Annotated in this window: 8 protein-coding genes and 1 pseudogene; 2 read left to right on the top strand and 7 right to left on the bottom strand. The window is 70.3% G+C overall.

What is annotated here, in order from left to right; all coding sequences use genetic code 11:
- Nucleotides 1–15: 15 nt before the first annotated feature.
- A complete protein-coding gene (locus tag K8F61_RS00640; RefSeq protein WP_067245510.1) occupies nucleotides 16–924 on the bottom strand; it encodes a MetQ/NlpA family ABC transporter substrate-binding protein in 909 nt (302 codons plus the stop codon).
- 168 nt (nucleotides 925–1,092) lie between these two features.
- On the opposite strand from K8F61_RS00640, the gene K8F61_RS00635 reads away from it, so the two are divergent.
- Nucleotides 1,093–2,019 (top strand): L,D-transpeptidase, encoded by a 927-nt coding sequence (locus tag K8F61_RS00635; RefSeq protein WP_067245507.1) that lies wholly within the window; start codon nucleotides 1,093–1,095, stop codon nucleotides 2,017–2,019.
- Nucleotides 2,020–2,052: 33 nt separating this feature from the next.
- Here K8F61_RS00635 and K8F61_RS00630 read toward each other — a convergent pair whose 3' ends face one another.
- The 3 genes from K8F61_RS00630 to K8F61_RS00620 form a co-directional block, all read right to left on the bottom strand.
- The gene (locus K8F61_RS00630) at nucleotides 2,053–3,765 is read right to left on the bottom strand and encodes a Na+/H+ antiporter (protein WP_231820361.1); all 1,713 of its coding nucleotides are present in this window, start codon (nucleotides 3,763–3,765) and stop codon (nucleotides 2,053–2,055) included.
- A gap of 329 nt (nucleotides 3,766–4,094) precedes the next feature.
- On the bottom strand, nucleotides 4,095–4,739 hold the full coding sequence (locus K8F61_RS00625) for a TetR/AcrR family transcriptional regulator (RefSeq protein WP_231820360.1): 645 nt from the start codon (nucleotides 4,737–4,739) through the stop codon (nucleotides 4,095–4,097).
- 98 nt (nucleotides 4,740–4,837) lie between these two features.
- Nucleotides 4,838–6,661 (bottom strand): ABC-F family ATP-binding cassette domain-containing protein, encoded by a 1,824-nt coding sequence (locus K8F61_RS00620; RefSeq protein ID WP_231820359.1) that lies wholly within the window; start codon nucleotides 6,659–6,661, stop codon nucleotides 4,838–4,840.
- Nucleotides 6,662–6,851: 190 nt separating this feature from the next.
- On the opposite strand from K8F61_RS00620, the gene K8F61_RS00615 reads away from it, so the two are divergent.
- On the top strand, nucleotides 6,852–8,201 hold the full coding sequence (locus tag K8F61_RS00615; protein WP_231820358.1) for an HNH endonuclease signature motif containing protein: 1,350 nt from the start codon (nucleotides 6,852–6,854) through the stop codon (nucleotides 8,199–8,201).
- A gap of 142 nt (nucleotides 8,202–8,343) precedes the next feature.
- On the opposite strand, the gene K8F61_RS00610 is transcribed toward K8F61_RS00615, so the two are convergent.
- The 3 genes and pseudogenes from K8F61_RS00610 to mmsA form a co-directional block, all read right to left on the bottom strand.
- A complete protein-coding gene (locus K8F61_RS00610; protein WP_067245490.1) occupies nucleotides 8,344–9,477 on the bottom strand; it encodes a substrate-binding domain-containing protein in 1,134 nt (377 codons plus the stop codon).
- Nucleotides 9,478–9,519: 42 nt separating this feature from the next.
- Nucleotides 9,520–10,842: a multiple monosaccharide ABC transporter permease gene (gene mmsB, locus K8F61_RS00605; protein WP_219085844.1), complete on the bottom strand. Its 1,323-nt coding sequence runs from the start codon at nucleotides 10,840–10,842 to the stop codon at nucleotides 9,520–9,522.
- Nucleotides 10,839–12,326 (bottom strand): annotated as a pseudogene (gene mmsA / locus K8F61_RS00600) (multiple monosaccharide ABC transporter ATP-binding protein); the annotation flags it as partial. The pseudogene mmsA and the gene mmsB, both read right to left, overlap by 4 nt.
- Nucleotides 12,327–12,400: the final 74 nt, after the last annotated feature.

The following is a 12,400-nucleotide window of genomic DNA, read 5'->3' as shown; positions in this document are numbered from 1 at the left end:
CGGGTGGGGCCGCGGTCAGCCCTTGTGGGCCTTCACGTCCTTCTCGACCGTCGTCAGCGACGCCTGCAGGTCCTCCGCGGGCGTCTGCAGCGGCACGCCGGTGTTGCCCGAGGACTCGAGCAGCCCCTTCTGCACCGCCGGGTCGGTCTGGAAGATCTCGACGAGCTTCTTGTAGGTCTCGTTGTCCTTGTCCTCCGCGCGCGCCGCGAAGATGTTGACGTACGGCAGGGCGTTGGGGTCCTGCGGGTCGTCCTGGGCGATCGCGTCCTCGAAGGAGAGACCGGCCTGCTCGACGAAGTCGTTGTTGATGATCGCGGCGTCCACGTCCGGAAGGGAGGTCGGGATCAGCGCGGCCTCGAGGGCCGTGACGGCGACCTTGGACTTCCCCTCGTCGACGTCGGCGAGATCCGAGAAGATCGTCCCGCCGCTCTTGAGCTCGATGAGCCCGGCCGACTGCAGGACGAGGAGGGCGCGCGCCTGGTTGGAGGCGTCGTCGGGGACGGCGACCTTTCCGCCCTCCGGGATGTCCTTCACGTCGTCGTACTTCTGCGAGTACAGGCCCAGCGGGTAGATCGCCGTTGAGCCGATCGGCTGCAGGTCCTCTCCCGAGGCGACGTTGTACTGCGCGAGGTAGACGATGTGCTGGAACTGGTTGAGGTCGAGGTCGCCCTCGGTGACGGCGGGGTTGGGCTCCTCGTAGGACGTGAAGTCCTTCAGCTCGACGGTGATCCCCTCCTTCTTCGCGGCGGCGACGAAGGCGGGCCACTGGGCGTCGCTCTTGCCGACGACGCCGATGGTGACGACCTCGTCGGGGGCGGAGCCGTTCTCGGCACCGGCGGAGCCGGACGCGCAGCCGGCGAGGGAGACGACGAGCGCCGCGGCCGCGGTGGCGGCGGCGAGCACGGAGGTGAGACGACGGGACATGGCTGTGGGTTCCTCTCTCGGGGGACTCAGACACGGTAGATGCGGGATCCGGTCCCGTCCGAATCCGGCCGTCACACGGCGTCACAGCGAGCGCGGCGGGGACCCCGCGCGCCGTGCAGGGGAACGCCGCGGTTGCCGCACGGAGGCCGCCCGTCGGAGGATGGACCCGTGGATGCCGCTGACCAGACCGTCGACACCCCGCCTCGCCGCCGCTTCGGACGCCGGGGGTGGGTGCTCGTCGCCCTGATCGCGGCGCTGCTGGTCGCCCTGCTCGCGGTGCTGCTGTGGCCCCGCCCCGCCGAGCCCGTGACACACCCGACGCCGAAGCCCACCGCGTCCGCGTCCGCGACCCCCACGCCGACCTCGGCCACTCCCGCCGGATTCCCCGCGAACAACATCGCGTACGACACGGCGACCCTCCCCCAGGCGGACGTGTTCGCCGTCATCCCGGCCCTGCCCGTCGATCCGACGCCCGACGCGCCGTTCCTCGGGCTGACCGCCCGGGTGACCGGGGAGGCGGCACCGGTCTGGGCGGACCCCCTCGGGCCACCCGTGGCCGCCCTCCCCCGCGACTACACGTTCGACGGCACCACGGTCGCCGTGGTGGAGCGTCAGCAGAACTGGGTCCGGGTGCTCCTCACCGGTCGCCAGGCCCTGCCCTCCGGCGGCAACGCCGGCCAGATCACGGGGTGGCTCCGTGCGGCCGACGTCGAGCTCGCCCCCGCCGAGGCCGTCGTCGAGGTCAGCCTCTCCGCTCGCACCATCGAGATCGTCCGCGGCGGCGCGCGCGAGACGATCGCGACGGACTTCGGCTCCGGCATGGCGGAGTCGCCCACGCCATTGGGCCGGTCCTTCATCATGATGACCCGTGCCGTGCCCGAGTTCGAGTACACCCGGGGGCACCCCCTGGTGTACCTGTCGGTGCAGTCGCCGACGCTGGACGGCTTCGGCGGCGCCGAGGCCGCCGTCACGGCGTTCCACTATCACGACGATCGCACCGGGGCGAACTCCAACGGCTGCCTGCGGGTGGACGAGGCCGCGATCGCCAAGCTGGCGGAGCTCCCCCAGGGCACCGGGGTGTTCATCCGCCCCTGACCGACGTGCCGACGCTGCCCGGTCCGCACACCCTCAGGCCAACTCTTCGACGCCTCGCAGCCTGACCTCCTCCAGATCCAGTCGCGCCGAGACCCGGCGCACGACGAGATCGTCCACGGTGCCCGCCCGGCGCAGTCCCCGCAGCACCTCGCGCTTGCGGTCCAGCATCGCCAGCTTCAGCCGGGTGTGCTCCTCGTGGCGCAGGATCGGCGAGCGCTGCCGCAGGTCGACGTCCGTGGACGAGGCGATCATCTGCAACGGCGTCGCCTCGACAGCGGCGCCGGTCGACGCGGCCAGCGGATCCGGCTCGTCGAGGAGCACGTCCAGCGCCTCCGCCTCGGCATCGATGAGCGCCTGCTCCCGCGCCATGGTCCTGGCGTTGGCGAGCTCGAGCATCTGGTACCCCTCGAATCGGATCCGGTCGCGAACCTCGTCGCTCACGCCGTGCTCGCGCGCCAGGTCGTCGAGAGCCGTGAGCGCGGCACCGGAGATCGTCCTCTCGGCGAGCTCGTACTCCTCGTCCTCGGTGTGATCGACGGGCAGACGTGCCCAGCGCACCACCACCGGCAGCAGGGGGCCCTGCACGAGAAGGCTCAGCAGGATCACCCCGGCCGTGACCACGATGACGTCCTCCCGTCCGGTGAGGGCACCGCCGTCGGACGTGGTCAGGGGCACGGACAGCGCGATGGCCAACGACACCGCCCCTCGCATGCCCGCCACCGTCGAGACCAGCCGCGCACGACCGCGGACGCCGGACGCCGGCCGAGGACCGCCGGAGCGCAGGAACGGGGCGCTCAGCCACTGGAAGAGGTAGCGGACGAGGAACAGGGTCGCCCAGACGGCGAGGGTGACGAGCACGAGCCGGCCGATGCGTGCGAACGGAACCTCGTGGACGACGTACTGGACCTCCAGCCCGATGAGGACGAACAGCGCTCCGTTGAGCAGGAACACCCCGAAGGGCCAGGCGGCGTCGGCCTGGCGGCGCGAGGCCGCCGTCGTGATCTGCGACAGGACGTACGCGACGACGAGACCGGCGACGACCACGGCGAGGACCCCGGAGGCGTGCACGAGCTCGGCCACGAGGAAGGCGGCGAACGGGACGAGCAGGAGGGTGAGGTTGATCGCGAGGGTGGACCGGATCCGGCGCAGCGCCATCGCGGCCGCTCCGGCCACCGCCGCGCCGGCGGCGATCCCGCCGAGATAGGACACGATCACGGTCCCGGTGACCGACCACGGCGTGATGCGCCCACCGGTCGCGACCGTCACGGCGATCGCGTACAGCACGAGCGCGGTGCCGTCGTTGGTGAGGCTCTCCGCCTTGAGCTTCATGAACATGCGGTGCGGCAGAAGCCGTCCGAGCGCGGCGACCGCGGTGGCGTCGGGCGGCGCGACCGCGGCGCCGAGGATGAGGCCGATCTCCCAGGGCAGGCCGAGGAGCACGGCCACGCCCGCCACGGCGAACGCGGACGCCACGACCAGCAGCGTGCTCATCGGCAGGATGTGGCGGACATCGCGACGGATGGAGCGCAGCGACGTGGTGAGGCTCTCCCAGAACAGCATGACGGGGAGGAACAGGAGCAGGACCGTCTCCGGCGGGAGCTGCACCTGCCGCAGGGCCGGGACGAAACCGAGGAGGAGCCCGAGCACCACGAGGACCAGCGGCAGCGCGAGGCGCAGCCGCGGGGCGAGCAGAGTGCCGACGAGGATCGTGAGTCCGAGCAGGACCGTGATCTCGAGACCTTCCATGTCCACCTCCGCAAGCACGGGCCATCGGGCGTCCGAGGTCCGGACGATCGCGGCGTCGAGGGGCGGGCGCGGCGAGGCCCGCGGGGGTCTCAGCGTCCGACAGGGTCACGGTATTCCCTGCGATGCGGTCACGACAGGGGCGGCGGGGCCCGCGCATCGTCCGACCGTGCGCGGGCCCAGGTCCGACGCGAGCCGGTCATCCCCCTGACCGGCTCCCCCGGACTTCGCCCCCAGTGGAGATAGACGGTCGTCTATCTCGTCCGTCGAGCGTAGACGCCGCCGAGCGACGACGCAACCGCGCAGGACCGCCGGCGCGTCCGCGTCGGATCTCAGTCGGCGCTCTCCGCCACGGTCAGGTGCGTCAGAGCGTCGCGGACGACCGCCTCCGCGTCGCCGATCCCGATCCCCGCGAGCGCCGCTCGGACGAACAGGGGCTCATGATGGGGGCGGAACGTGTCCGGGAACCGACTCGCCGGGAGGAACCCCTCCAGGACGATGACGAGGTACTGGACGGCGTCGTCGATCGGCATCGTGAGCGTGTATCCCTCCCGCTCGACCGCGCCGCGCAGCCTGCCCTCCAGCATCTCCGCCATCGTGCGACGCATCGGCGCGACCCGGCGGCTGTCCACGGACAGATCCTGGAAGAGCAGCATGGCCGCCGCGACGACCGGGTCGCGGTGGGCGGCCGCCGCCGTCCCGCCCATGACCGCCACGCACGCGCGGACGGGGCTCTCGGGAAACGCCTCCTCCGCGGCGCGGACGATCTCCGGCGCGTGCGTCACGACGTGACTCATCATGGCGTCGATGAGCGTGTCCTTCGTCGGGAAATGGTGGCTGAACGCCCCCTTGGTGAGGCCGATCCGCTCGGCGATCCGAGAGAGCGACGCGGCCGCATAGCCGCGCTCCAGGAACTCCTCCGCAGCGGCGGAGAGGAGGCGGGCTCGGGTCACGTCGGCAGGGCTCCCGGTGCTCATCCGCTCCACTGTAGCGAGCGGCGCACCTCGCGGTGCAACCGGGATATTGGAACCGGGTGCAGGAGTCGATATTGGAACCGGGTCCAGGAATCGCGCCCTCAGCCGAGCTGCTCGGTCAGCGCGAACCAGCGCTCCTCGAGCTCTGCCACCTCCGCCTCCTGGGCGGAGATCTCCTTCATCCGCTCGCCGAGACCGGCGTAGTCGGACTGGTCGTGCTCGGCCAAGGCGTGCTTGGCGGCGTCGATCCGGGCCGCGAGCTTCTGCATGCGCCGCTCGAGCGCGGAGACCTCCTTCTCCGCCGCCCGGCGCGCCGCGCCGTCGAGGGCCGTCGCCGGCGCCGGCGTCTCGTCTCGGTTCCCGCGCTCGACGACCGAGGCTCCGGTGGCCTGCTCGCGCTCCCGCAGACGCAGGTACTCGTCGACTCCGCCGGGAAGATGACGCAGACGCTGGTCGAGGATCGCGTACTGCTGATCCGTCACCCGCTCCAGGAAGTACCGGTCGTGCGAGACGACGATGAGCGTGCCCGGCCACGAGTCCAACAGGTCCTCGATCGCCGCGAGCATGTCTGTGTCCATGTCGTTCGTCGGCTCGTCGAGGATCAGCACGTTCGGCTGGTCGAGGAGCACGAGCAGCAGCTGGAGTCGCCGCTGCTGCCCGCCCGACAGGTCCTTCACCGGGGTGGACAGCTGCGCGGACGAGAACCCGAGCCGCTCGAGGAGCTGGCCCGGCGTGAGCTCGGCGGCCTTGGATCCGGTCCCGAACGTGTACGTGGTCCGCAGGCGCCCGAGCACCACGCGCACCGGGTCGTCCCAGACCTCCGTGAGCTCATCCAGGCGCTGGGTCAGCGTGCGGACCTGGACGGTCTTGCCGTGCTTGACGCGCCCCGAGGTCGGCGCGATCGTCCCGGCGACGAGACCCAGGAGCGTGGACTTCCCCGCGCCGTTGACGCCGAGGATCCCGGTGCGCTCCCCCGGCGCGATCCGCCACTCCACGTCACGCAGCACGGTCCGCTCCGGGCTCAGGTCGGTCGCGGGATACGTGACGCCGGCGTCGACCAGGTCCACGACGTCCTTGCCCAGTCGCGACACCGCGAGCGACTGCAGCGCGACGCGGTCCCGGATCTCCGGCACGTCCGCGATGAGGGCGTTGGCCGCGTCGATGCGGAACTTCGGCTTGCTCGTCCGCGCCGGGGCGCCGCGACGGAGCCACGCGAGCTCCTTGCGGGCGAAGTTCTGCCGCTTGGCCTCGGTCGCCGCCGCCATGCGGTCTCGCTCGACCCGCTGCAGGATGTACGCCGCGTACCCGCCCTCGAAGGGCTCGACGATCCGGTCGTGCACCTCCCAGGTCTCCGTGCACACCTCATCGAGGAACCACCGGTCGTGGGTGACGACCAGGAGCGCGCCCTGGTTCGCCGCCCAGCGCTTCTTCAGATGGGCCGCGAGCCAGGTGATCGCCTCGACGTCCAGGTGGTTCGTGGGCTCGTCCAGCGCGATGATGTCCCAGTCGCCCGCCAGCAGCCGCGCGAGCGCCACCCGGCGCCGCTGGCCACCGCTGAGCGCCGCCACGGGAGCCGTCCATTCGAGGTCGCCGACCAGCCCGTCGATGACGTCGCGGACCCGCGGGTCCCCCGCCCACTCGTGCTCCGGCACATCGCCAACGATGGCCGCGGCGACGGTCAGCGCGTCGTCGAGGACGTCGGCCTGGTCGAGCACGCCAATCCGCGTTCCGCCGCGGACCGTCACCCGGCCGGCGTCGGGGTCGAGGCGACCGGCGAGCATCGCCAGGAGGCTCGACTTCCCGTCGCCGTTGCGTCCGACGATCCCGATGCGATCCCCCTCCTCGACCCCGAGGGTGACGGAGTCGAAGACGATGCGGGTGGGGAATTCGAGGTGGAGGCCTTCGGCCCCGAGAAGATGTGCCATGTCCTTACCAGGGTAGACGGCTCCGCGCGCACGTTCGGCGCCCGCCGGGAGGGGGCTCGCACCCCTCGTCGTTCTTGAGGATGTCGCCCCGGACGGCGGAGGATCCGACATGCCTGCATTCCAGGTCACGAATGAGTCTCTCTTCGAATATTTCTTCGAATGTCGGGCCGACTGAAGCTAGGCTCGGAGTATGCCCGATCTGATCCGCATCCTCCAGCAGGCGGCCGCCGCCCTGGCGTCGGCGCGGTCGGACGGGGCCACGCTCACCCGCGCGGACCTGATCGCCGCGAACGACGCCGCCGGTCTGGTCCGGCGCCGGCTCGACGCGGTGCACGCCGAGATCGCCGCCCGCATCGCGGAGGAGTCCCGCCCGGAGCTCGGGCCGGAGAGCCTGGCGAAGCAGCAGGGTTTCCGTACGCCCGCCCACCTCATCGCGACGAGCACCGGCGCCTCCGCGGGCGAGGCGCAGCGCCTGGTGAAGGTCGGCGAGGCCACGGCACCGCGGACCAACCTGATCGGTGAGCCGATGCCGGCACGGTATCCGGCGGTGCAGGCCGCGCTGCACGCGGGCACGATCGGCGCCTCCGCGGCCGGTGCGGTCATCGCGCTGCTCGACCGGGTGCGCGTGAAGGTCGGCGCACAGCGGATCGCCGAAGCGGAGCAGGTGCTGACGGAGCAGGTGCCGGGACTCTCGATCGACGAGATCCGGAGACTGATCGTTCGCGCCGAGGCCTGGCTGGACCCGGACGGCGTCGCGCCCCGGGAGGAGCAGCTGCGCGCGCAGCGCTCGCTGACGATCGTCGAGCGGGACGGCATGATCCACCTCGACGGCCGATTCGACCCGGATTCCGGCGCCCCTCTCCTCGCCGCGATCGACGGATACGTCTCCGCGGAGTTCGCGGCCACGCGTGAGGGGCGCCACCCCGGGGCCATGGACGCCGACCGCCGCCCGGTCGCGCAGATCCGCGCGGATGCGTTGTCCCATCTCGCCGCCCATGCGCTCGGCTGCGAGCGGAGCACGCCCCTGAACGGCGCCACGGTCGTCGTGCGCGTCGGGCTCGGCGACCTCCAGACGGGCACGGGGTCCGCGATGATCGACGGCATCGCACAGCCGGTGAGCATCGCCACGGCCCGCCGGATGGCGGCCGGGGGAAGCGTCATCCCCTGGGTCTGCGGCAGCCGGGGAGAGGTCCTCGACTGGGGTCGACGGCGGCGGCTCTTCAGCCGGGCTCAGAAGCTCGCGCTGACCGAACGCGACGGCGGGTGCGCGATGTGCGGTCTCCCGCCGCATCTGACCCGGGTCCACCACATCCGGTGGTGGCAGCGTGACACCGGTCCCACCGATCTCGACAACGGGGTCCTCCTCTGCGAGACCTGCCACCACCTCATCCACGACAACGGCTGGGACATCCGGATCGACGGCACCGGCGTCGCGGCGCGGGTGTGGTTCCTCCCGCCGCCGTGGAGCGATCCGGCGCGCACGCCCCGCCTCGGCGGACGGGCGAGGACCGATCCCGCGCTCCTGTCCCTCACCGGCTGACCCACGCTCATCCGCGGCGATCCGTCGCGTGCGGCGATGCCGCTGACGCCCGATTTCCCACGCCCGACCATCGCGAAGGGCCGCACGGTCACGACCGTGCGGCCCTTCGGCGTTCGGCTTGCGACGAGGACGCCGCCGGCGGTCACTGGTACTGCTTGACGATCTCCAGCAGGTTCGGCACGTTGGCGTACGCCTCGGCGGCGTTCTCCTTCGTGACGATGACCGGGTCGAGCAGGTACGAGGGAACGACCTTCACGCCGTTGTCGTACTGCTCGGTGTCGTTGACGTCGACCTTCTCGCCCTTCTGGAGCTGGCCGACCATCTTGATCGACTGCTCCACGAGCAGCGCGGTGTCCTTGTTGATCGTGGAGTACTGGATGCCCTCCATGATCGACTTGACCGACTCGACCTCGGAGTCCTGCCCCGTCACGACCGGGACCGGCTTGCCTGCCTGCTGGACGGAGGTGATGATCGCCCGGGCCAGCGTGTCGTTCGGCGACAGCACGCCGTCCACGGTCTTGTCCCCGTACGTCGAGGTGAGGATCGAGTCCATCCGGCGCTGCGCGTTCTCGGCCTTCCAGCCGTCGGTCGCCGTCTGCTTGATGTCGGTCTGCCCGGACGCCACGACGAGCGTGCCGTCGTCGATCTTCGGCTGGAGGACCTCCATGGCCCCGTCGAAGAAGACCGCCGAGTTGGCGTCGTCCGGCGACCCGGAGAACAGCTCGACGTTGTAGGGGGCCGGGTGACCGGCGCGGGCCTCGAGGCCGTCCAGGAGCGCCTGGCCCTGGAGCTGTCCGACCTTGAAGTTGTCGAAGGCGACGTAGTAGTCGACCGCGTCCGTGTTCTCGATCAGACGGTCGTAGGCGATGACCGTCGCCCCGGCCTCGTGCGCGGCCTGCACCTGCGTGGACAGCTGCTTGCCGTCCTTCGCGCCGATGATGATGACCTTCGCGCCGCCCGTGACCATGGCCTGGATCTGGTTCTGCTGCTCGGCCACGGTGTTGCTGGCCGGGGCGTACTGGACGTCAGCCTTGAAACCGGCCTCTTCGAGCCCGTCCGTGAACAGCTTGCCCGCGAGCACCCAGTTCTCGCTGGTCTTGTCCGGGAGGGCGACGCCGATCGTCGCGCCCGCCTCGAAACCGGCGGGAGCGGAGGTCTCGGATCCGCCCTCGGAGGTGCCGCCCGAGCCGCCGCCGCGCTCCGAGGAGCAGCCGGCGAGAGCCATGACGCCGGCGGCGACGAGCGCTGTCGCCCCGAGCAGGATTCGCTTCTTCATGTGATCTCTTTTCTGGTGTCCGGCGGTCGCGGCGACGACCGCCTACTTTCCGCTCGCCGACGGGCTCGCGGGGGTCGGGAAGGGCTCCGGCTCGCGCCGGGAGAGGCGCCGGGTGAGGAACCCGGTCACGGAGGGGCGTCCCTGCTGCTTGTTCCACACGTCGATACCGACCGCGACGAGCAGCACGAGGCCCTTGATCATCGAGACGACGTCGGCGCCGAAGCCGAGAAGCGCGAGACCGTTGTTGAGGAACGCCATGACGAGGCCACCGATGATGGAGCCGATCACGGTGCCGATGCCTCCGGAGACGGCCGCGCCGCCGATGAAGACCGAGGCGATCGCGTCCAGCTCCCAGCCGTTGCCGTCCTGCGGACCGGAGGCGGTGGCGCGGGCGACGTAGATCATGCCGGCGACCGCGGCCAGGACCGACATGTTCATCATCACGAAGAAGTCCGTCCAGCGATCCTTCACGCCCGAGAGCCGGGCGGCCTGGCGGTTGCCGCCCACGGCGTAGATGTGCCGCCCGAACACGGTGTTGCGCGTGAGGAACGTGTACAGGATGACGAGCACGAGCAGGATCACGCCGGAGATCGGGAAGCTCGTGCCCTCGCGGCCGGTCGCGAACAGCCAGCCGGCGTAGAGGATGACGGCGGAGATCAGCACCACCTTGACGATGCTCACCCACAGCGGCGCCTGCTCGGCCCCGATCTTGCGCTGCGACCTGCGCAGCCAGAACTCGAAGCCGACCACCCAGCAGACGGCCAGCACCGCGAGGATCATCGTCGGCACGTTGAAGTTCAGGGGAAGCGCCAGCTCCGGGAGGTATCCGGCCCCGATGTACTGGAACTCCTTCGGCACCGGCACGGTCGCCGAGTCCCCGATGAACTGGTTGGCGCCCCGGAAGAAGAGCATGCCGGCCAGGGTCACGATGAACGCGGGGACCCCGACGAACGCGACCCAGAAGCCCTGCCACGCCCCGACGAGGACGCCCACGCCCACGCCCAGCAGGATGGCCGCCCACCAGGGCCAGTGCCACTCCGCCATGGACTTGGCGACGATGATCCCGGTGAAGGCGGCCACCGAGCCGACCGACAGGTCGATGTGGCCCATGATGATGACCATCACCATCCCGATCGCGAGGATCAGGATGTAGGAGTACTGGTTGACGACGTTGATGACGTTCCCCGGCGCGAGCGTGAGCCCGGTGCCCTTGGCCACCAGCGTCCAGATCTGGAACACCGCGATGATGACGATCAGGCTGCCCAGGATGCCGAACTGCCGGCCGGTGGACTGCCCCCCGCCGAACATCTTCCGGATGTCGCCGAAATGGAAGCCGCGCTTCTCGGTCTCGGTCGTCGTGCTCATGCGGTGGTCTGCGCCTTCTGGGTCAGGGAGGTCATGCTGCGCATGAGCGCCTCCGGGGTGGCTTCGGATGCGGGGATGCAGTCGGTGACGCGTCCCTCGAAGACGGTGTAGATGCGGTCGGAGATGCCGAGCAGCTCCGGCAGCTCGCTGGAGATGACGATGACGCCCTTGCCTTGCGCTGCGAGCTCGTTGATGATCGCGTAGATCTCGTACTTCGCGCCCACGTCGATCCCGCGCGTGGGCTCGTCGAGGATGAGCAGATCCGGATCCGTGAACATCCACTTCGCCAGCACGACCTTCTGCTGGTTGCCGCCGGAGAGCGTGTTCACGCCCTGCTCCACGGTCGGCGTCTTGATGCGCAGCGACCGACGGTACCGCTCGGCGACCGATGCCTCGGCCCGGTCGTCGACGACGCCGTGCCGGGCGATCTTGGAGAGCTTCGCCGACACGATGGACCTCTTGATGCTGTCGAGCAGGTTGAGCCCGAGCACCTTCCGGTCCTCGCTGACATAGGCCAGGCCGTGACGGATGGCGCTGCGCACGTCGGGGATCGTGATCTCGCGGCCGTCCTTGATCACGGTTCCGGACAGGAACGTCCCGTAGGAGCGCCCGAAGATGCTCATCGCGAACTCGGTGCGCCCCGCGCCCATGAGCCCGGCGATGCCGACGACCTCGCCGCGGCGCACCTCGATGCTCGATCCCTTCACGACCATCCGCTCGGAGACCGTGGGGTGCTGGACCCACCAGTCCTTGACCTGGAAGAAGACCTCGCCGATCTCGGGCTCGCGGTCGGGGTATCGACTCTCCAGGGAGCGTCCGACCATGCCGCGGATGATGCGGTCCTCGTTGATCTCCCCCCGGCCGATGTCGAGCGTCTCGACCATGCGGCCGTCGCGGATGATGGTGATCTCGTCCGCGATCTGCTCGATCTCGTTGAGCTTGTGGCTGATGATGATCGACGTGATCCCCTTGGCCTTGAGCCCGAGGATGAGATCGAGCAGGTGCTGCGAGTCGTTCTCGTTCAGCGCGGCCGTCGGCTCGTCCAGGATGAGGAGCTTCACGTCCTTGTTCAGCGCCTTGGCGATCTCGATCAGCTGCTGCTTGCCGACGCCGAGGTGCTTGACGGCGATGTCGGGGTCCTCGTTGAGTCCCACCCGCGCCAGAAGCTCCACGGTGCGGCGCTTCTGCTCGGTCCAGTCGATGCGGACGCCGCGGCGGATCTCGTTGCCGAGGAAGATGTTCTCGGTGATCGACAGCTCGGGGATCAGCGCCAGCTCCTGGTGGATGATCACGATGCCCGCGGCCTCGCTCGCCGCGATGTCGCGGAAGCGCTGCTCCTGGCCGTGGAGCAGGATCTCGCCGTCGTAGGAGCCGTACGGGTAGACGCCGGACAGGACCTTCATCAGGGTCGACTTGCCGGCGCCGTTCTCCCCGCAGATCGCGTGGATCTCGCCGGTCCGGACCGTCAGCGAGACGTCCGCGAGCGCCTTCACGCCCGGGAACTGCTTCGTGATGGACCGCATCTCCAGGATGGGGCCCGACACGGCCGGCAACGTTG

The organism is Microbacterium resistens (genome assembly GCF_021172025.1).
In the GTDB taxonomy this organism is placed as follows: Bacteria; Actinomycetota; Actinomycetes; order Actinomycetales; family Microbacteriaceae; genus Microbacterium; species Microbacterium resistens.
Note: the sequence above shows the minus strand (reverse complement) of the source record. Positions and strands in the feature narration are given on the sequence as shown.